The 20697-nt window shown below is 53.1% G+C and carries 15 protein-coding genes; 5 read left to right on the top strand and 10 right to left on the bottom strand.

Annotated elements, in window-relative coordinates; all coding sequences use genetic code 11:
• Positions 1 to 2 precede the first annotated feature (2 nt).
• From secD to queA, 4 genes are read right to left on the bottom strand one after another with little or no spacing between them, the layout of a single operon-like run.
• Positions 3 to 1850 carry a protein translocase subunit SecD gene (gene secD, locus QRY16_RS06915; protein ID WP_193403616.1) on the bottom strand — a complete coding sequence of 616 codons (1848 nt, stop codon included), beginning with the start codon at positions 1848 to 1850 and terminating at the stop codon, positions 3 to 5.
• Between the two features lie 25 nt (positions 1851 to 1875).
• Positions 1876 to 2208: a preprotein translocase subunit YajC gene (gene yajC, locus QRY16_RS06910; RefSeq protein ID WP_193403617.1), complete on the bottom strand. Its 333-nt coding sequence runs from the start codon at positions 2206 to 2208 to the stop codon at positions 1876 to 1878.
• Positions 2208 to 3356, bottom strand: a complete 1149-nt coding sequence (tgt, locus tag QRY16_RS06905; RefSeq protein WP_193403618.1) for a tRNA guanosine(34) transglycosylase Tgt — start codon at positions 3354 to 3356, stop codon at positions 2208 to 2210. The genes yajC and tgt overlap by 1 nt, the downstream gene beginning before the upstream one ends.
• Before the next feature lie 43 nt (positions 3357 to 3399).
• A complete protein-coding gene (gene queA, locus QRY16_RS06900) occupies positions 3400 to 4470 on the bottom strand; it encodes a tRNA preQ1(34) S-adenosylmethionine ribosyltransferase-isomerase QueA (protein ID WP_289776091.1) in 1071 nt (356 codons plus the stop codon).
• A 103-nt stretch (positions 4471 to 4573) separates the two neighbouring features.
• Here queA and QRY16_RS06895 point away from each other — a divergent pair, with 103 nt between their 5' ends.
• From QRY16_RS06895 to QRY16_RS06885, 3 genes are all read left to right on the top strand, one after another.
• Positions 4574 to 5155: an acyl carrier protein phosphodiesterase gene (locus QRY16_RS06895; RefSeq protein WP_289776090.1), complete on the top strand. Its 582-nt coding sequence runs from the start codon at positions 4574 to 4576 to the stop codon at positions 5153 to 5155.
• A 341-nt stretch (positions 5156 to 5496) separates the two neighbouring features.
• Positions 5497 to 6309, top strand: a complete 813-nt coding sequence (locus QRY16_RS06890) for an inositol monophosphatase family protein (protein WP_193403621.1) — start codon at positions 5497 to 5499, stop codon at positions 6307 to 6309.
• Positions 6310 to 6324: 15 nt separating this feature from the next.
• Positions 6325 to 7599 carry a histidine-type phosphatase gene (locus tag QRY16_RS06885; RefSeq protein ID WP_289776089.1) on the top strand — a complete coding sequence of 425 codons (1275 nt, stop codon included), beginning with the start codon at positions 6325 to 6327 and terminating at the stop codon, positions 7597 to 7599.
• 599 nt (positions 7600 to 8198) lie between these two features.
• On the opposite strand, the gene proY is transcribed toward QRY16_RS06885, so the two are convergent.
• The 6 genes from proY to phoB all read right to left on the bottom strand — a co-directional run bounded on the left by proY (position 8199) and on the right by phoB (position 15568).
• Positions 8199 to 9554 carry a proline-specific permease ProY gene (gene proY, locus QRY16_RS06880; RefSeq protein ID WP_289776088.1) on the bottom strand — a complete coding sequence of 452 codons (1356 nt, stop codon included), beginning with the start codon at positions 9552 to 9554 and terminating at the stop codon, positions 8199 to 8201.
• Positions 9555 to 9620: 66 nt separating this feature from the next.
• On the bottom strand, positions 9621 to 10940 hold the full coding sequence (gene brnQ, locus QRY16_RS06875) for a branched-chain amino acid transport system II carrier protein (protein ID WP_289776087.1): 1320 nt from the start codon (positions 10938 to 10940) through the stop codon (positions 9621 to 9623).
• A gap of 389 nt (positions 10941 to 11329) precedes the next feature.
• Positions 11330 to 12433 carry a cobalamin-independent methionine synthase II family protein gene (locus QRY16_RS06870; RefSeq protein WP_289776086.1) on the bottom strand — a complete coding sequence of 368 codons (1104 nt, stop codon included), beginning with the start codon at positions 12431 to 12433 and terminating at the stop codon, positions 11330 to 11332.
• Between the two features lie 172 nt (positions 12434 to 12605).
• Positions 12606 to 13532, bottom strand: coding sequence for a PstS family phosphate ABC transporter substrate-binding protein (locus tag QRY16_RS06865; RefSeq protein ID WP_289776085.1), 927 nt, complete (start codon positions 13530 to 13532; stop codon positions 12606 to 12608).
• A gap of 18 nt (positions 13533 to 13550) precedes the next feature.
• Positions 13551 to 14864, bottom strand: a complete 1314-nt coding sequence (gene phoR / locus QRY16_RS06860; protein WP_289776084.1) for a phosphate regulon sensor histidine kinase PhoR — start codon at positions 14862 to 14864, stop codon at positions 13551 to 13553.
• A gap of 14 nt (positions 14865 to 14878) precedes the next feature.
• Positions 14879 to 15568, bottom strand: coding sequence for a phosphate response regulator transcription factor PhoB (gene phoB / locus QRY16_RS06855; protein ID WP_193403628.1), 690 nt, complete (start codon positions 15566 to 15568; stop codon positions 14879 to 14881).
• Between the two features lie 253 nt (positions 15569 to 15821).
• Between phoB and sbcD the strand changes: the two genes are divergently transcribed.
• Together sbcD and QRY16_RS06845 are read left to right on the top strand one after the other, a co-directional pair.
• Positions 15822 to 17021 (top strand): exonuclease subunit SbcD, encoded by a 1200-nt coding sequence (gene sbcD, locus QRY16_RS06850; RefSeq protein WP_289776083.1) that lies wholly within the window; start codon positions 15822 to 15824, stop codon positions 17019 to 17021.
• The gene (locus QRY16_RS06845) at positions 17018 to 20692 is read left to right on the top strand and encodes an SbcC/MukB-like Walker B domain-containing protein (RefSeq protein WP_289776082.1); all 3675 of its coding nucleotides are present in this window, start codon (positions 17018 to 17020) and stop codon (positions 20690 to 20692) included. Before sbcD ends, QRY16_RS06845 begins: the two co-directional genes overlap by 4 nt.
• The last annotated feature ends 5 nt before the right edge of the window (positions 20693 to 20697 follow it).

Below are 20697 nucleotides of genomic sequence, written 5' to 3'. Positions count from 1 at the left end.
CCTCAGATAGACAGCTTGTTGATGCGTTTGCCACCGTAAACCAGGTTAACAATGGCACGGGTTCCAATAATCGCAGTGAACATGGAGGTTGCGATACCAATTGCAGTGGTAATTGCAAAGCCTTTGATCGAACCCGTACCAACCGCGTAAAGAATGATCACTTTGATGAGCGTGGTAACGTTCGCATCGACAATACTTGAAAAGGCGCCTTTGTAGCCTTCATGGATTGCCTGCTGAACGGAACGCCCGTTGCGCAGTTCTTCTTTAATACGTTCGTTAATCAGTACGTTGGCATCGACCGCCACTGCCAGCGTCAACACAATCCCGGCAATGCCTGGCATAGTCAGCGTCGCACCCGGCAACAGGGACATGATACCGACAATCAATATCAGGTTAACCAACAGCGCACTGGTCGCAATCAGGCCGAACTTTTTGTAGAACACCACCATAAACAGGATAGAGGCGAGCAGGCCCCACAAACAGGCTTCCAGCCCCTGGGTTATGTTTTGCTGACCCATGGTTGGACCGATGGTGCGCTCTTCAACGATCTGAATTGGCGCTATCAACGCACCGGCACGCAGCAGCAGCGACAGCTGACGGGCTTCGTTAGGGTTGCTGATACCGGTAATGCGGAAACTGTTACCCAGTCGGGACTGGATATTGGCAACGTTAATCACCTCTTCCTGTTTCACCAGGATTGAGCGACCGTTTGCATCTTTTTTGCCGCTGTCTTTATATTCCACAAACAAGGTCGCCATCGGCTTGCCGATATTGTCCTTAGTGAAGTTAGACATCAGGTTACCACCCGCACCATCCAGTGAAATATTCACCTGCGGCTGGTTGTACTCATCCATGCTCGACGTCGAATCGGTAATGTGATCACCGGTCAAAATCACGCGTTTATACAGGACAACGGGCTGGCCATCACGCATGTTTTTCACTTCAGAATCGCCTGGCACGCGTCCGTTAGCCGCAGCGCCTGGATCAACGCTGGTATTCACCAGACGGAACTCCAGCGTTGCGGTTGCGCCTAAAATCTCTTTGGCGCGAGCGGTGTCCTGAATACCCGGTAACTCAACCACGATACGGTCAGCGCCCTGACGCTGCACCAGCGGCTCGGCAACACCTAACTGGTTTACACGGTTACGCAGAATCGTGATGTTCTGCTGGACAGCATACTCACGTGCTTCGCTGAGACGGGCATCGCTCATCGTGGCGCGCAGTGAATCTGCCCCGCTGTTATTAATCACCAGGTCCTGATGACGTGAGCTCAGCCAGCTTACCGCAGCATCGCGGCTTGCAGCATCACGGAAACGAATTCCCACACCGTAATTAGCGAGTTTATTAACGTTGGTATAAGGGATATTTTTCTCGCGCAGATCGCTGCGCAGGGTATCGGCGTTCTGCTCTTGCAGTTTGCCTAACGCGGTATCCATATCCACTTCCATCAGGAAGTGCACGCCACCACGCAGATCGAGGCCAAGTTTCATTGGCTCTGCCGCCAGCATAGACAGCCAACGCGGCGTCGCAGGCGCAAGGTTTAACGCAACAACATAGTTCTCGCCAAGCGCTTTCGTAATGGCTTCACGGGCACGTAACTGGACATCCGTATTAGCAAAAAGCGCAGTGATTGCACCGTTTTCCAGCGCAACCGATTTGCTCTGAATATTATTTTGTTTTAATGCGGTCTGAATCTGATCCAACGTTTGCTCACTGGCGGCGCTTCCGCGCGCACCAGTGATTTGAACGGCCGGATCCTCACCATACAGGTTGGGAAGTGCGTACAGCAGGCCGACAATAAAGACGACGACCAGCATGATGTACTTCCACAAAGGATAACGATTTAACACGGCAGTTCCCTTAGGGAAGTAAAAATTACAGCGCCTTCATAGTACCTTTCGGCAGGACGGCAGCCACGAAATCACGTTTGATCACTACTTCAGTCGTGTCGTTCAGCGCGATAGCAACATAGCCCGTTTCCGCCACTTTCGTCACACGTCCCACTAAACCACCACTGGTCAGCACTTCGTCACCCTTAGAGATGGAATCCATCAGCTTCTTGTGCTCTTTTGCACGTTTCTGCTGCGGACGCAGGATCATGAAATAGAAAATCAGACCAAACACTACCAGCATGATCACCAGAGAATACGGACTTCCCTGAGACGGTGCGCCTGCTGCAGCTACAGCGTCAGAAATGAAAAAGCTCATTAAATTTCCCTCATTGATGAATTATCAGACGTTAAAGGCGGAACTTCTTTGCCCGTCCGTTGGTAGAACTCGTTAACAAAGCGCTCTAATTTACCCTCTTCGATGGCCTGGCGTAAACCTGCCATCAGGCGCTGGTAATAGCGCAGATTATGGATAGTATTCAGTCGCGCGCCCAGTATTTCGTTACAGCGATCCAGATGATACAAGTACGCACGGCTGTAATTGCGACAGGTGTAACAATCACACTCGGCATCCAGCGGTGAAGTATCATCTTTATGCTTAGCATTGCGAATTTTTACTACACCGTCGGTCACAAACAGGTGGCCATTACGTGCGTTGCGCGTTGGCATGACGCAATCGAACATATCGATACCGCGACGAACGCCTTCCACCAAATCTTCAGGCTTGCCGACGCCCATCAAATAGCGCGGCTTATCGTGCGGAATTTGTGGACAAACATGCTCAAGGATGCGGTGCATATCTTCTTTCGGTTCACCCACCGCCAGGCCGCCCACAGCGTACCCATCAAAGCCGATCTCTACCAGACCTTTCACCGAGACATCTCGTAAATCTTCGTAAACAGAACCCTGGATAATGCCGAACAGTGCATTTTTATTGCCCAGGCTGTCGAAGCGGTCGCGGCTGCGTTGTGCCCAGCGTAGCGACATTTCCATCGAACGTTTCGCGTAATCCCAGTCGGCAGGATACGGCGTACATTCATCGAAAATCATGACGATGTCAGAACCGAGATCAAACTGAATCTCCATGGATTTTTCGGGATCGAGGAAAATCGCATCGCCATTGATCGGATTACGAAAATGTACGCCCGCTTCGGTTATTTTACGAATATCGCCCAGGCTGAATACCTGAAAGCCACCGGAATCCGTAAGAATCGGCCCTTTCCACTGCATAAAATCATGCAGATCGCCGTGCAGCTTCATGATCTCCTGGCCCGGACGCAGCCAGAGATGGAATGTATTACCCAGGATAATCTGCGCCCCGGTAGCCTGAACTTCTTCTGGCGTCATGCCTTTCACGGTGCCGTAAGTGCCAACCGGCATAAAGGCCGGGGTTTCTACCACGCCGCGATCAAAAATCAGACGGCCACGGCGCGCGCGCCCGTCTGTGGTATCCAGTTCAAATTTCACATAGCCTCCACCAGAGATACAGTCTGATGATTGGGTTAAATAATCAGGCGCCGACTGTTTCCTGCGGTGCCTGCGGGTTTTTACTGATGAACATCGCATCGCCATAACTGAAGAAACGATATTGCTCAGCCACAGCGGCGCGATACGCCGCCATAGTGTGCTGATAACCGGCAAAGGCCGAGACCAGCATAATCAGGGTTGATTCGGGCAGATGGAAATTAGTGATCAACGCATCGATCACCTTATAGTGATACCCTGGGTAAATAAAAATTTGCGTATCATCAAAGAACGGGGCAATTAGCGCGTCCTGGCTGGCTTTGGCCGCGCTTTCCAGTGAACGGACGGAGGTGGTGCCCACCGCAACCACCTTGTTGCCGCGTGCTTTACAAGCCAGCACCGCATCCACCACGTCCTGCGGCACTTCAGCATATTCGGCGTGCATGTGATGCTCTTCAATGGTCTCGACACGTACCGGCTGGAAGGTGCCCGCCCCCACATGCAACGTGACGAAGGCCATCTCAATGCCCTTATCCTTCAAAGCCTGAAGCAGCGGTTCATCAAAATGCAGGCCAGCAGTGGGTGCAGCAACCGCACCGGGACGTGCACTGTAAACCGTTTGATAAAGCTCACGGTCAGCGTCTTCGTCAGGCCGATCGATATACGGCGGCAGCGGCATATGGCCCACGCTGTTCAGTATATCCAGCACAGCACGATCATCTGCAAAGGCAATTTCAAACAGCGCATCGTGGCGCGCTACCATGGTCGCCCTGACGCTCTCGTCATCCCCTAACAGCAGCTCCGTGCCAGGCTTAGGCGCTTTCGAAGCGCGCACATGCGCCAGTACACGTTTATCGTCGAGCATGCGCTCCACCAGCATTTCGATTTTGCCACCGCTCGCTTTACGGCCAAAAACGCGCGCCGGAATAACGCGCGTATTATTGAATACCAGCAAATCGCCGGGGTTCAGCTTATCCAGCACATCGGTGAAAACGCCATGCGTCAGCGCGCCACTTGGGCCATCCAGCGACAGCAAACGACAGCCGCTGCGCTGCGCCTGTGGGTAATGGGCGATAAGGGATTCGGGCAATTCAAAAGCAAAATCGGCAACACGCATGCAAGACTTCTTTCTCAGGCAAAAACAGGCGGCACAGTTTAGCGGAAAATCGACCAATTCTGAACAACTGGCTGTGCAAAGGCAGTTCAGCCTATAATGCGCCATGAACTTTCTTGCCCATCTTCACCTGGCCCAACTGGCTAACAGCTCATTGCTTGGCAATTTGATGGCCGATTTCGTGCGCGGAAACCCGTATCAACACTGGCCAACGCCGGTGGCTGACGGTATTCTGCTGCATCGTCGCCTCGACGTCATGACCGATTCATTGCCGGAAGTGCGCGAAGCGCGTCAGCTGTTCCGCCCTGAGACTTATCGCGTGGCGCCTGTCACACTTGATATAATCTGGGATCATTTCCTGGCGCGTCACTGGACAACATTCCACCCTACGCTGACGCTGGCACAATTTTCTGCCATAGCAGAGAAAGAGATCGTGCCGCAGCTGGCGCCAACGCCTGAAGCATTCAAAACGCTGAACGCCGTGATGTGGCGCGAACGCTGGTTTGAACATTATGCGACTCCCGCACGGCTGGAAGGCGTGTTGAATAACATGGCGAGGCGTCGTCCACGCTTAGTCGCGCTGCGCGACTCCTATCAGGATTTTGTCACGCATTACCTTGCGCTGGAGAAACTGTTTTATCAATTCTATCCCCGGTTGATGGCGCTGGCGCAAACTCAGCAATTATAACTTTATCCGGTTCTTCATACGTTTTACCGACGCCATCCCTGCGCCCGGTTGTGATAACCGCCTACCCGGCGGGCGTAAATAAGTCCGTCCGTCGCATTACGCCGATCCTGTCGTACTGTTAAGCAGGTTCAGCCTTTCATCTGATGGCCGTTCTGTACCACATCTTAAATTGTCCGTTTACTGTAAAAAGCCTGCGGATGAACTTCTCCCCTTCTTGCCATCGGTACTCATCTACGGCTTAATGAAGTCTTTCTTAACTTTTGTTAAGTAGGCCACACAGCCAGACCGCCTGTTCAGGCGTTTCTTCCGTTCGATATGTCTTAAAATCATAAGAGGGAAAGATGTCATCCGCTTCTCATTCTGAAACAGACGTGCGTTACCGTTATGCCTGCGAAATTGCTCAGGCGGCAGCCAGCCGCGCTTATTCCTGGTATCAACAACGCCAAAAATTAGTGGTGGAACATAAGAGGGATCTACAGGACGTGGTCAGCGAAGCCGACCGTAACGTGGAGGATTTAATCAAAACGCTTATCGCTGAACGTTTTCCAGAGGATGCCGTGTTAGGCGAAGAAAGTGGGGGCGATACTCAAGGCGCAACCTATGTCTGGGTGGTCGATCCGATTGATGGCACTGCCTGTTTCGTTAATGGCCTGCATAACTGGTGCGTTTCGCTAGCAGTATTGTGCGAAGGCGAAGCAGTGATTGGCGTCGTATGCGATCCTAATCATCAGGAGCTGTTCCATGCACGCCAGGGGCAAGGCGCATGGATGAACGAAACGCGCATTCAGGCGCACAGCGCACAGCATTTAAGCGAGGGCTTATTTGGCTTAAGTAATTCAGGTCGCGTGCCGTCAGAAAGCGTGACCACGCTGATCACCGCTTTAATGCTGGAGGGCGGTATGTTTATCCGTATCGGGTCTGGTGCGTTGACCAGCGCCTGGGCTGCGGCGGGACGGTTGATTGGCTATTACGAAGCACATATGAATCCGTGGGATAGCCTGCCGGGCATCGTTCTGATGCGGGAAGCTGGCGGGATCACCAATGATTACTTGCGTAATGATGGTCTGAAAAACGGAAACCCGGTGCTGTTAGCCAATGCCGCGCTTTATCCACGGCTAAAAGCATTGATCAATAACAACGCGCTACACGATTAGGAACAGAAATCTGTTATGGCTTCCTCACTATTCCGTTGGCGAGCATGGATATTTTGCTCGCTATGGCTGCTAACCAATCCATTACATGCGGAGGGGCGTTATCAGCTGGAGAAAGTGGTGGAGCTAAGCCGACACGGCATACGTCCTCCTACAGCCGGTAATCGCAAAGAGATCGAAGCAGCCACGCAACGTACCTGGACGAAATGGCGAACGCCAGATGGCGAATTAACCGAGCACGGTTACAGCGCGGTGATGAATAAAGGACGCTGGCAAGGCGAACATTATCGGCAGCTGGGCCTGCTCAGTGCCGGTTGCCCTTCTCCTGCGGATATCGCTGTTCGCGCCAGTCCCATGCAGCGCACGATTGCCACCGCTAAGGCCTTGGTTAACGGTGCGTTTCCCGGCTGTAGCATCCCCGTTCATCATGTAAAAGACGATATCGATCCGCTGTTTCAGGCAGATAAGCTGGAGGCGACGCAAACAGATCCCATCAAGGAGCTGGCCGCGAAACGGGCGAAGGCGGGCAATCTTCCTGCGCTTCAGCAGCGTTTACAGCCCACCATTCAGTTACTGAAGCGGGCCGTTTGCGCATCGGTTAAGGATTGTCCTTTCTTTGACCGTCCCTGGCAGTTTAAGCAGACCAGAAGCGGTCACACTTATGTGCAAGGGCTGAGCGCCATGGCCAGCATGGTAGAAACGTTGCGCCTGGGCTACAGCGAAAATTTACCTTTTGACCAACTGGCATGGGGCCACATTACCTCAGCCGCGCAAATTACCACATTGTTACCGCTGTTAACTGCTAATTACGATCTGAGCAACGATATATTCTATCTGGCGCAACGGCGCGGTTCAGTTTTGCTTAATGCGATATTGCAGGGTATTAACCCCGGCGCTGACGCACTGCCCAAAACACGCTGGCTGCTATTTGTCGCGCATGATACCAATATCGCCATGGTGCGAACGTTAATCGATTTCCACTGGCACTTACCCGGTTATTCGAGTGGGAATATTCCACCAGGTAGCAGCCTGGTGTTTGAACGCTGGCGCGACAGCCAGAGCGGCGAACGTTTTATACGTATCTATTTCCAGGCACAAAGCCTGGATGCACTGCGTCAGTTGCAGCCAATTGATGCGGCCCACCCACTTTTACGGGAAGAGTGGTATCAGCCAGGCTGTAAGCTGACTCCGGTCGGTACGCTTTGCCCTTATCAGTCCAGCATCGAACAACTGCGTAATCGGCTGGATCCAAAGGCGATCGTCCCGGTCGATTACGCTCTTCCCTCATCCTGATCCTGAATGAGCAGCGGGCAAATGGACAGTAAACTTCACAATCAGTTAATTAAAAATGATTAATCCAGACGATACTTTCTGGTATTTATCTCATTTTCGTTAAAAACATATCCAGCTATATTTTTTTGATTTAGGATAGCGCTGTCAATCATCCCTTTTTATTACTCTTTTTTGTTAACACTTCGGCGACTGGATTCGCCGTTTTTATTTATTAATAAGCCTGTTTATTAACTTCAATGTTCATGTAAACACTAACATTAAAAAATATAACGTTTTGACCGGCCCAGAGGCGGGCAATAATGCTTCATCGCGATTTCCTGCAGACAGGCTATTTTCTTTTGGTATCAGTTTATTATCGGGCAGACTGAAAAAGCTTTTTTATTTTCGACGGCCCTTACCGCAATACGGCCAGCTGGCGCCGGCAGCATGGGACGATTCCTTTCTGTACCTGATGGTATCTTTATTATTTCATTCCACAGCCGTTCTTAAATTTGCTATTAATAAGCCGTTATTACGTGCTGAAGCACAATTTTAATAATACTGTTTTTTATGAGCGGCAAAAAAAGTAAAACGCCCCTGTTTTAGAGGGGCGTTTCCGTTTATTTCGCCTGCTTACGTACCAGCTTATAGCCCAGCAGTAGCAGCACAATCCATACGCAGCCAGCGTAAAGCGACACACGCGTATCCGGGAAATAACCGATCAGGCCGATAATAAAGGCCAGAAACGCTACCCCTACCCAGGCGGTCCAGCTGCCACCAGGCAAGGCGAATTGCAGCTTACTGGCCGCTTCCTGACCAATTTTGCGACGAAAAGCCATCTGTGACAGCAGGATCATGATCCACACCCAAACCGTAGCAAAGGTCGCCAGTGAAGCGATTACCAAGAAGATTTTTTCCGGCATCAGGTAGTTAAGGTATACCGCGATCAGCATGGCGAACATCATCACCACCACCGTAACCCACGGAATACCGCGCCCGGAGACTTTCATAAATACTTTCGGTGCATGGCCCTGCTGCGCCATGCCGTGCAACATGCGCCCTACACCAAATACATCGCTGTTAATCGCAGACAGCGAGGCAGTCAGCACCACAAAATTTAGGACAGAAGCCGCAGCGGCAATGCCAAGATGCTGGAAGGTCAGCACAAACGGACTGCCGGATGTACCGACCTGGTTCCACGGATAGATCGACATGATCACAAACAGTGTGCCGACATAAAACACCAGAATACGCAGCGGCACCGAGTTGATAGCACGTGGAATCGATTTGGCGGGATCTTTGGCTTCACCGGCTGTAATACCGATGATTTCGATTCCCCCGTATGCGAACATCACCATTTGTAGCGACAGCAACATCCCCACGATACCGTGAGCGAAGAAGCCGCCGTTACTCCATAGGTTATGAATGCCGGTTGGCTGTCCGCCATTGCCGATCCCCCAGAAGATCATGGCAAAACCGGCCACAATCATCACAATGATGGTGGCGACCTTAAAGAAAGAGAACCAGAACTCAACTTCGCCAAATACCTTCACGCTCATCAGGTTAACCGCACCGATAATCAGCACCACGCTCAGTACCCAAATCCAGTGCGGCACATCGGGAAACCAGACGCCCATGTAAATGCCGAAGGCGGTAACGTCAGCAATGGCAACAATCAGGATCTCAAAACAGTATGTCCAGCCCGTGATATAACCCGCCATCGGGCCGAGATAATCCTGGGCATAACGTGAAAACGAACTGGCCTGCGGATTGTTCACCGACATCTCGCCCAGCGCACGCATAATAATGTAAGCCACCGCGCCACCGATGATGTAAGCGAGCAATACGCTCGGTCCGGCCATTTTAATGGCATCTGCGGAGCCGTAGAACAGCCCGGTTCCAATCGCCGATCCCAGCGCCATAAAACGGATATGGCGCGTGCTCAGTCCGCGTTTGAGCTTGTTGATTTCTTGCATAACAACACTACCTTGCAAATGAAAAAACCACGGGCAAGCCCGTGGTTAGAGAAAAAACGTTTACTGTTACGAGTGAATCTTGACCTGTGCGCGTCCTTTCACCCGGTCCACCAGCGCAACAATCAGCAGGATAACCAGCGAGGGCGGCAACCAGGCAAGCCCCTGATCCGCCAGCGGCAGGTTCTGGCTAAAGGCCGGCAACACCGCTTTAAATTCGGTAGTTTTAATGGCATCCACAATACCGAACAGCAGGCTAATCAGCATGGTTGGCGCAATAATGAGGCTACTCTTGTTCCACCAGCGCAGGGTGAAGCTCAACACGACCAGCACGATGCACGGCGGATAAATCGCAGTCAGTACCGGAATCGAAATCTGAATCAGATGGCTCAGACCAAGGTTCGACACCACCATTGAGAACAGGCCGAGGACGAACACCAGCGTTTTATACGACAGCGGCAGGTACTGTGCAAAAAATTCAGCACAGGCACAGGTCAGGCCTACGGCGGTAACCATACAGGCAACAAAAATCAGTGCCGCCAGGAAGAAGCTGCCCATACTGCCGAACGTCTGCTGAACGTAAGCGTGCAGAATAGCGGCACCGTTAGCGTTCTGATCGACCAGCGAGCCGCTACCTGAACCCAGCCTGAACAGGCTGAGATAAACCAGCGTCAGGCCAATACCGGCAATCAGCCCCGCCAGCACGGTATAACGCGTCAATAAGACTGGATTTTTAATCCCGCGTGACCGTGCGGCGTTAACAATAACAATACCGAAAACCAGCGCACCCAGCGTATCCATCGTCAGATAACCATTAACGAAACCGCTGGAGAAAGCCGCACGTTGATAATCAGCCGTTGCCGGAATAATATCGCCCGCTGGCCATATCAGCGCAGCAAGGCCAAGCACGGTCAGCGCAACAATTTTCAGTGGCGCGAGGAAATGACCAACGGTATCCAGCAGTTTTCCCGGATAGAGAGAAATTCCGATGACCAGTGCGAAGTAAATCAGACTGTAGCTAAACAGCGGCAGCGAGCCGTCTCCCGTCAGCGGCGCAATGCCCACCTCAAAGGACACTGTGGCGGTACGCGGGGTCGCGAACAGCGGACCAACGGCCAGATAGCACACCGTTGCCAGCACCAAACCGGCTACTTTGCCAATCGGCGAACTGAGCGCGTCGATGCCGCCGCCCACGCGCGCCAGCGCAATAACGGTGATCACTGGCAAACCCACAGCGGTAATAAGGAATCCGATCGCGGCGGTCCAGACATGTTCGCCGGACTGAATGCCAACCATCGGCGGGAAAATAATGTTGCCCGCGCCCACAAACAGGGCAAACGTCATGAAGCCCAGCGCGAGAATATCTTTCGAAGTTAAACGGTGTGTCATACGGCCTGTCATTGTTGTTGCGGTGGAAGTTGAATTTGCATTGCCCTCGCTGCGTCAAAACAACGATTTGCCAGCCAATATCAGCGCATTATGCTCGTCGTGAGATGAAGCGCAGGTGATTTAAGCTGCTTTTTTTCTGTTCACGGAGGGTTAAATCGACAGCGGCGCTAAGTAGAACGTTTATAGCGAAGAAAGGCAATACAGGATCGGAAAACCAGAGGTTTATTGTGAATTTATATGTATAACCAGATAATGGCTCTAATATTTGGCGTAAGCACATCAGATGATGTGCTTATTTTTTCTTCAGGCCGTAAGAAGTTCCAGCATTAACGGAGGTTAATCTGCACAAAAGGCGCGTTTTACGCGCCTGTTTGCGTAACGTTACAGCATCACCACACCTGATTCGCAATATCGACAACCAGACGAATCTTTTGCCATTGCTGCGCCTCGCTCAGGCTGTTGCCCTCTTCCGTTGAGGCGAAGCCGCATTGTGGGCTGAGGCAGATCTGGTCGAGACTCACAAACTTCGCCGCTTCAGCCAGACGCGCTTTCACCTGGGCCGGATCTTCCTGTTCACCGTTTTTAGTGGTAACTAATCCCAACACGACTTGCTGATGCCCTGGCTTGATGAAGCGCAGCGGTTCAAAACCGCCAGAACGCTCGTTGTCATATTCGAGAAAAAACGCGTCAATATTAACCGTACCAAACAGGATTTCAGCCACCGGCTCATAGCCTCCTTCTGAAATCCAGGTTGAACGGAAATTACCGCGACAGACATGCAGCCCAACCGTCAGATCGGCGGGCTTACCTTCCAGCGCTTTGTTCAGCACGCGGGCGTAGATACGAGCCAGCTCTTCGGGATCATCGCCGCGCTCACGGATCTGACGTTTCTGATCTTCAGAACACAGGTAGGCCCAAACAGTGTCATCCAGCTGTAAATAGCGGCAACCTGCGGCATAAAAAGCGCTAATTGCGTCTTTATAGGTTTGTGCCAGATCGTCAAAATACGCAGCCAGATCCGGATAAACAGTGGAATCGATCACATTGCGACCGCCACGGAAATGCAGCACGCTGGGGCTGGGAATGGTCATTTTAGGCACTGCATCACCCGCGATGCTTTGCAAAAAGCGGAAATCTTTCAGCATGGGGTGATTGCCAAAGCTCAGTTTGCCCGTTACTTTCACGCCACGCGCTTTAGTCTGTACCCCATTGAACTGGATGCCCTGATCGGCCTCATAACGTTCAACGCCTTCCAGACCATCGAAAAAGTCGAAGTGCCACCATGCGCGACGAAACTCACCGTCAGTAACCACTTTCAGGCCATTTTCGCGCTGTTTTGCTACCACATCACGAATAGCTTCATCTTCTACACGACGCAGTTCAGTGGCATCAATTTCACCGGCGGCGAACTGTTCGCGTGCCTGTTTGATAGCGGCAGGACGCAGAAAACTGCCAACGGTATCGGCACGGAAGGGGGCGGTATTTCTTTGCATGATCGCTCCTGGCTCACCTGTCACATGATTGCGGCAGGTAATAATTTCATAGAGTTAAGTATAGCCATCCGGATGGCTATATGGCCAACGAAAGAGTGACATGCGAGCTTCTCAGCCGCAACAGAAGAAAATTCAACGCGCGTGAGGAAAATTCATGTTGCAGCCAGGGAAATTAATTATCGTCAAGGATGGCGCGCGTCTGCGCCAACTGGCGGTCCGATAAAGGCAGATAGCCCGCCTCGCTCACGCGGTGCTGACCTTGCGATGACAAAATCTGCTGTAAAAATGCCGCCACCAGCGGTGGCAAAGGTTTGCCGGGTGCTTTGTTTACATAGAGGTAAAGCGGACGTGCCCAGGGATAATGGCCGCTGCGAATACTTTCCGCATCAGGCATCACCGCATCTCCGCTGGCATTGACCACAGACAACATTTTCACACCGCTGAGGTGAAAACCAAAGCTGGTGTAGCCGATACTGCGCGGGTTGCCCGCCACTGCCTGTACCACTGCGGCTGAACCGGGAAACTCTGCAACATCACTGCGAAAATCACCGTTACATAGCGCCTGCTGTTTGAAAAAACCCCACGTCCCGGAGGCCGAATTACGGCCATAGCGCTGTAAACTACGATCGGCCCAGTCAGCCTGTTTCACGCCGAGATCTCCCCAATGGGCGGGGATGTGGGTTGCGCCGCACAGACGCGTAACAGAAAAAATCGCATCAAGCTGGCGCGGATCGATCTGCTGCAACGGGTTGCGCTGATTCACCACCACCACCAAAGCATCCATTGCCACCGGTACTGCCAGCGGCGGATAGCCGTATCGCGCCTCAAACGCCTGGCGCTCGTCAGCCTGCATTGCTCGGCTCATTGCCCCAATCTGAGCGGCTCCCGCAGCCAGCGCAGTAGGTGCGGTAGACGAACCGGATGCCTGCACCTGCACATTGACGCCTGGCGCCTGACGGCTGAAACCCTCCCCCCATAACGTCATTAAATAACCGAGGGTGTCTGAACCGACACTGCTTAAATTGCCGGAAAGCGTACCCGGCTGTGCCTGGGTTACCGCAGGCAGCAAAAACAAGAGGGAGCAAAGAAACGTGCGCATGAGAAGGTCCCTTAACCGTTAATGAACGGCATTCTCCTGCATCCCGACGCTGACAATCAACCTTGGTGCCAGCGTAAAGGTAAAGCAGGTTTCCTGGTAAGGGATGCTGGTGATGTCCAGCCGTGCGTTGTGATGGCTGAGCGCATGTTTAACAATAGCTAATCCTAAACCGCTGCCGCCGGTGGCACGCGAACGCGCTTTATCAACCCGATAGAAACGCTCAGTCAAACGCGGCAGGTGTTCTGGCGGAATGCCCGGCCCGTTATCGCACACTTTGAATATCGCGCCTTGCGGGCCGCGCAACCAGCTAATATCAATGCGCGTGCCGTCCGGTGTATGGTTAACCGCGTTGTACACCAGATTAGAGATAGCGCTGCGTAGCTGTTCATCGTTGCCAAACACTTTCAGATGCGGATCGGTGTGAAAATGGATCTCGTGACGCCCGGCGCTCAGGGTTTCAGCCTCACGTTGTAGCAGTTTGAGCATTATCGGCACATCGACTTTTTCTTTCATATCGATGACTGGCGCAGCTTCAATGCGCGACAGCGTTAACAATTGTTTCACCAGGCTGTCCACACGGCGCGTCTGCTCTGACATGGTATGCAACGCCTTGCCACGCGATTTTTCGTTCATCACCGAATCGTTCATCATTTCCAGATAACCTTGCAGCACCGTTAATGGTGTGCGCAGTTCGTGACTCACGTTAGCAAAGAAATTACGTCGCGCGCCTTCCAGCTGATGCATTTGCGTTACATCACGCGCCACCGTCAGCCACTGGCCTTCGCTGTACGGCATGACGCGAAATTCCATATGATGCTGATTATTTAGCACCAGCGTCAGGGGTTTATCAAAATCGCATTTACGAATATAGCGGGAAAATTCGGGGTAACGCAGCAGGTTAAGGATGTTCTGCCCGTTATCTTCCGGCCAGCGCAGGCCCAGGTGTTGCTGCGCTAAGCCATTACACCAGAAGATGGTGCCTTCTTCGGTAGTCAGAATGACCGCATCCGGTAGCGACTCCGCACCGCTGCGAAAGCGCTTGATCAGGCTGCCTAACTCCCGGCGCCGTCGTCGGTTACGCAGCTGCATCTGATATAACCCATAAAACAGCGGCTCCCAACTGGCGCGCCCGGTGGGCGGCGTCATGGTGCGATCTAGCCATAACCAGTGCGACAGGCGCATCAAATTATGAAAATGCCACCCCAATAGCGCCAGTACGCTGAACAACAGCCACCACGGTAAATAGCCGAATAGCAGGCCGAGAATCAGCGCAGGCAGACACGCCAATACCAGTTCTGACAGTAATCTCTTCCAGGAGAGGCGTTCCAGCACGGTTAAGGCTCCGTTTAGTAGCGGGCAGAGAAACGATAACCTGTTCCGCGGACGGTTTGCACCATGCGATCGTGCCCGGAGACTTCCAGCGCTTTACGTAAACGGCGAATGTGAACATCAACGGTGCGATCTTCAACATAAACATTGGTGCCCCAAACGTGGTTCAGCAGCTGTTCACGGCTGTAGACCCGTTCCGGGTGAGTCATAAAGAAATGCAATAACTTATATTCAGTCGGTCCCATTTCCAGCGGGGTCGCTTCCGACATAACGCGATGCGATGAAGGATCCAGACTTAGCCCCTGCATCTCAATTATCTCTTCCACCGCCATTGGTGAAATACGGCGCATTACCGCTTTAATACGCGCCATAAGTTCTTTCGGCGAAAATGGCTTAGTGACGTAATCATCAGCACCTACTTCCAGGCCGCGAACGCGATCCTCCTCTTCACCACGTGCTGTCAACATCATTACCGGGATGTCGCGCGTCATTGCTTCGCGTTTCAGATGCTTAATAAATTGTATGCCGCTGCCGCCGGGCAACATCCAGTCCAGCAGAATTAAATCTGGCCAGGGTTCAATCAGTTTCCCGACCGCGCTGTCATAATCTTCCGCCTCAATTGGCTGATAGTCGTTCTGCTCCAGGACAAAACACAACATTTCACGGATGGGGGCTTCATCTTCCACAACCAAAATGCGCTTAGCCATTAGTACTCCTGCTGATATGACGGCTTCTTGATATTTGCGGCGCCATTATGCGTCAGATTTGTGACACTTTTATGAAAAACATAGCCCGTTAAACAAGGCTTTAATAGCCATTTATGACAATAACGCGGCATTTTTTCTTTTTGGTCACCGTCGCGCATTTATCGAAAATTTTTTGTGCAGCCGTCAGCGGACACCTGCATCTTTAAACATGATGGGTATAATCGCCGTGCGATTTGTTACGGCAGGGAGTTTTATGCGCATCATTCATACTGCGGACTGGCATCTGGGGCAGTTCTTTTATAATAAAAGCCGGGCAGCTGAACATCAGGCTTTCCTTGACTGGCTGCTGGTAAATATTGAGCAGCACCAGGTCGATGCGCTGATTGTGGCGGGTGATCTGTTTGATACCGGGACACCGCCGAGCTATGCCCGTGAAATGTTTAATCGCTTTGTGGTGGCGCTGCAACCCAGTGGCTGCCAACTGGTTGTGCTGGCTGGCAACCACGATTCGGTTGCTACGCTGAATGAATCACGCGAACTACTCGCCTGCCTGAATACCCGTGTGATCGCAACGCCGCAGGGCAACGACGATGTGCTGGTGCTAAATACGCGACGCGGCGAGCCGGGCGCGCTGCTATGCGCTATCCCTTATCTGCGTCCGCGCGACATCATGCGCAGTCGGGCCGGTCAGTCGGGCCGTGAGAAACAAATCAGCCTGTTAGAAGCCATTTCGGAACATTATCAACGTCGCTTTAGCGCCGCACAGGCACATGCGCTGTCATTACCCATTATCGCAACAGGCCATCTCACCACCGTGGGCGTGAGTAAAAGCGAGTCGGTACGTGATATTTATATCGGCACCTTAGATGCCTTCCCCGCCTCCGCTTTTCCCGCCGCCGATTATATCGCATTAGGCCACATTCATCGTGCTCAGCGCGTTGCCAATAGCGATCACATTCGCTATAGCGGTTCGCCGATCCCATTGAGTTTTGATGAGCTGGGCACGGAAAAAAGCGTATTTCTGCTCGATTTTTCACCTAACGGTTTGCAGAGCATTACGCCGCTGGCGGTTCCGCAGTTTCAACCCATGCAAATGCTCAAAGGCTCGCTGGCGCAGATCGAACAACAGCTGGCGGATTTCCAGACATATCAGGATGAGAAACCGGTGTGGCTGGATATTGAAGTCACGACGCAAGAATATCTCAGCGATTTGCAACGGCGGATTGAAACGTTGACGGACGGATTGCCGGTAGAAGTACTGTTACTGCGCCGCAGCCGCGCGCTGCGTCAGCACAGCCTTGCCCGGCTTGATAACGAAACGCTGAGCGAGCTGAAAGTAGAAGACGTTTTTGCCCGCCGCTTAGCGCTGGACAGTGAAATGGATGAGCAACAGATCCAGCAATTAAATACGCTGTTTCGCCGCACGCTGGCGGAGATGGAGGAGCAATCATGAAGATCCTCACGCTGCGTTTTAAAAATCTTAACGCGCTAAAAGGCGAATGGTTTATCGATTTCCGGACCGAACCATTTGCCAGCAATGGTTTATTCGCCATTACCGGCGCGACCGGCGCGGGTAAAACGACGTTGCTGGATGCCATTTGCCTGGCGCTATATCACCAGACGCCGCGTCTTGGCGCCATTTCACAAACCCAGAACGCCCTGATGACGCGTGACTGTGCCGAATGTCTGGCAGAAGTCGAATTTGAAATCAAAGGTGAAGCCTGGCGCGCTTTCTGGAGTCAGAACCGCGCTCGCGGCACGGCGGATGGCAAATTACAGGCGCCCCGCGTTGAGCTGGCCCGCTGTGCCGATGATCAGATTGTTGCTGATAAAGTCGGCGATAAATTAAAGCTGACTGAAACCCTCTCCGGCCTCGATTTTGCCCGCTTCACCCGTTCCATGATGTTGTCGCAAGGCCAGTTTGCCGCCTTTCTGAATGCTAAAGCGGGTGAACGCGCTGAGCTACTGGAAGAGCTGACCGGTACTGAAATTTACGGCCTGATTTCAATAGCCATTTTTGAACGCCATAAAGAGGCGAAACGCACGCTGGATTTATTACGCAGCCGGGCGGGTGGTATGGCACTGCTTGATACCGACACGCGCGCAGCACTGCAACAGCAGCTCGCTACGCTAAGCGAAGCCGAAAAAACCTTAAGCACTCAATACACCGATGCGCACAAACAGCAGCAATGGCAGCAACAGGCACAGCAATATCGCGCTGATGTGCAGCACAGCAGTGACGCTTTACAGGCCGCAGAACAGGCGTGGCAGGCTGCCGAAGCCGATCGGCAACGTCTGGCACGCAGTGAACCGGCGGAGAAACTGCGCGCCAGGCTACAACAGCGTGATGATTTACAGACCGGGCAGCGCGAGATCATTGCAGCACAGCAGCAGCTTACGCAGCAGCATCAGGACGCCGTAAACCATCAACAGCGTGAACAACTGGCTTACACCGAGGCACAACAGGCACGGGAACAGACACTGCAACAGCAGCAGCGTCAGGAAATTTTGCTGACAGAACAGGTGATGCCGCTTGATCAGCAGATCGCTACCCTGCAACAGCAGCAACAGCAGCAGCAATGTGACCAGCAACAGCAACAGCAGGTGTGCGAGCAGGCGCAACAGGCGTTTGTCTACGAAAGCACCCACCAGGCGACGTTACAAAAAGAGATTGCCGCCCAGCAAACCTTACGTGAACAACTGGCCGATGTCGCACAATGGAGCGCCTCTCTGCCACTGTGGCAGGAGCGATTTGCCCAACTGACGCAGCGTGAAAATCTGCTTGCCGAACTTGCCCGACAATCTCAACAGCAGCAGCAACAATTCACGCAACAACAGCAACAGTTCAGCCAGCAGGCGCAGCAGGCAATGCCACTGCAACAGGCAGAACAGCAGGCCCGGCAAGCGGCAACAGAAGCGGAGCAAGCACTAACTTCGCTACAGCAACGTTATCCACCAGAAACGCTTCATCAGTCGCTGACGCAATTGCAAACCAGCCGTGACGCCCGGCAAAAATTGACGCTGCTGGCCTCGCAATGGCAGTCACTGCAACAACAGCTTAGCCAGCGTCAGCAGCGCCTTGCCGCACTGGAGAAAACCCATCAGCAAGACGAAACCGAATTACAAAAGCTGCGCGATCTCTGGAAACGCGTGTATCAGCAGGAGAAAGACGTCGAAAAAATTTGCGCGCTGGAGCAGCATATCGCCGATCTCGCCGATCACCGGGCGCGGCTGGAAGCCGATCAACCCTGCCCGCTGTGCGGCTCCTGTACCCATCCGGCGGTTGAGGCTTATACCCGACTGGAAGTCAGCGAAAATCAGCAGCGGCTGGCAGCACTTAAGGTTCAGGTTGAGGCATTAAAAGAAGCGGGCACCGCCAAAAAAGAGCAGATAAAACAGTCTGCGCTTCAGCAACAGACGCTACGCGAGGAGATTGCCGATTTAACGCGCCAGACAGAAACACTGCATCAGCAGTGGCAGGCGCTTAGCCGTGAGCTGGCACTTACCTTCTCCCCTGGCGATCAGGCCGCGCTGGCAAGCTGGCAGCAGCAGCAATCCGCACAGGAAACCGCGCTGCATCAACAGATCCAGGCGCAGGATGCCGCTGAGCGTTCGCGCCAGGCGGCGAAAGAGCACCATATTCAACAGCTACAGGCTTTACAGCAGCATCAGCAGGCACAGCAGTTGGCCCAGCAAGCCTTAAAGAATCAGCAGCAGGCACTGGAAGCGCTACAACAGCGACAGCAGCAGGAACAGGCCAGCTGGCAGCAACGCAATGATGACTTACAACAGCAGCTGGCAAACGTCGCGTTATCGCTACCGGCCGCAGAAGAAAGAGCGCGCTGGTTAGCGACGCAACAGCAACGTTGGCAGCGCTGGCAAGAAAGTGAGCAATCACTCGCTAAGCTGCAACCTCAACTGACGCGCGCTGAAAGCCAGGTTACCGCGCTGCAACAACGGCTTACTATCGAACAACAACGCCTCAGTGCGCAGCAGCAGCAACTGACCCAGCTTACCGCGCAGATTACCGAACGGCTTCAGCAGCGTGAAGCGCTGTTTGGTAACCAGCAGGTAGCAAGTGCGCGTCAGCAAATGCAGGCCGCGCTGCAACAGAAGGAGTCTCAGCTAACGCAAAGTTTAAGCCGCTGGCAACAGACGCAAACACAGGTCAGCAGCCTGAACGGGCAGTTAGCCGTCATCGAGACCCAGCTGAAAACGCTGGCAAACCGACTGGCCGATGCGGAACAGGCATTTAGCCGCGCCTTAGCCGCAGCCGAATTTAAGGATGAAGCCAGCTTGCGCGCCGCTTTGCTGGATGAACAAACGGCGCAGCAGTTACGTAGTCAGCTGCAACAGCTGGAGCAGCAGCGGCAACAACAGCGGGCGCGGTTGACGGAAGTGCAACAACGCTTCACTGCACATCAGCAGGCGCAACCGGAAAATATGCCGGAATCTGCTGACGCCTTGCGCGAACAGCTGGAACGTTTGCGCCTGGCGTTGCGTGAAAACGCCAGCCAGCAAGGCCAGGCACAGCAGCAGTTACACAGCGATGCGGCTCTGCGCGCCCAGCAAGCGGCATTAATGCAGCAGATCGAGCAGGATGACGCGACGCTGGCACAATGGAGTTTACTCAATGATTTGATCGGCTCCGCCAGCGGCGATAAGTTCCGCCGGTTCGCCCAGGGCTTAACGCTGGATCATCTGGTGGCGCTGGCCAATCGCCAGTTGGATCGCTTACACGGGCGCTATCTGCTACAACGCCGCGCACTGGATGTGCTGGAGCTGGACGTCGTTGATACCTGGCAAGCCGATGCCGCTCGCGATACGCGCACGCTGTCTGGCGGCGAAAGCTTTCTGGTCAGCCTGGCGCTGGCGCTGGCATTGTCCGATCTGGTCAGCCACAAGACGCGCATCGAATCTTTGTTTCTTGATGAAGGCTTCGGTACGCTGGATGCTGAAACGCTGGATACGGCACTGGATGCGCTGGATGCGCTCAATGCCAGCGGCAAAATCATCGGGGTGATCAGTCACGTCGAGGCGATGAAAGAACGCATCCCGGTGCAGATTAAAGTGCAGAAAATGAACGGGCTGGGCTACAGCAAACTTGAATTGCCCAGCCCGTGAGGAGA

The organism is Mixta mediterraneensis (assembly GCF_030283135.1).
Classification (GTDB): domain Bacteria; phylum Pseudomonadota; class Gammaproteobacteria; order Enterobacterales; family Enterobacteriaceae; genus Pantoea; species Pantoea mediterraneensis.
This window is presented reverse-complemented; position numbering and strand designations above follow the sequence as displayed.

Excerpts from the sequence above, each read along its gene's own strand:
- QRY16_RS06845 (WP_289776082.1), top strand. The coding sequence starts at position 17,018 with ATGAAGATCCTCACGCTGCGTTTTAAAAATCTTAACGCGCTAAAAGGC.
- brnQ (WP_289776087.1), bottom strand. The coding sequence starts at position 10,940 with ATGACACACCGTTTAACTTCGAAAGATATTCTCGCGCTGGGCTTCATG.
- QRY16_RS06870 (WP_289776086.1), bottom strand. The coding sequence starts at position 12,433 with ATGCAAAGAAATACCGCCCCCTTCCGTGCCGATACCGTTGGCAGTTTT.
- QRY16_RS06895 (WP_289776090.1), top strand. The coding sequence starts at position 4,574 with ATGAACTTTCTTGCCCATCTTCACCTGGCCCAACTGGCTAACAGCTCA.
- proY (WP_289776088.1), bottom strand. The coding sequence starts at position 9,554 with ATGCAAGAAATCAACAAGCTCAAACGCGGACTGAGCACGCGCCATATC.
- sbcD (WP_289776083.1), top strand. The coding sequence starts at position 15,822 with ATGCGCATCATTCATACTGCGGACTGGCATCTGGGGCAGTTCTTTTAT.
- queA (WP_289776091.1), bottom strand. The coding sequence starts at position 4,470 with ATGCGTGTTGCCGATTTTGCTTTTGAATTGCCCGAATCCCTTATCGCC.
- yajC (WP_193403617.1), bottom strand. The coding sequence starts at position 2,208 with ATGAGCTTTTTCATTTCTGACGCTGTAGCTGCAGCAGGCGCACCGTCT.
- QRY16_RS06890 (WP_193403621.1), top strand. The coding sequence starts at position 5,497 with ATGTCATCCGCTTCTCATTCTGAAACAGACGTGCGTTACCGTTATGCC.
- QRY16_RS06865 (WP_289776085.1), bottom strand. The coding sequence starts at position 13,532 with ATGCGCACGTTTCTTTGCTCCCTCTTGTTTTTGCTGCCTGCGGTAACC.
- phoB (WP_193403628.1), bottom strand. The coding sequence starts at position 15,568 with ATGGCTAAGCGCATTTTGGTTGTGGAAGATGAAGCCCCCATCCGTGAA.
- QRY16_RS06885 (WP_289776089.1), top strand. The coding sequence starts at position 6,325 with ATGGCTTCCTCACTATTCCGTTGGCGAGCATGGATATTTTGCTCGCTA.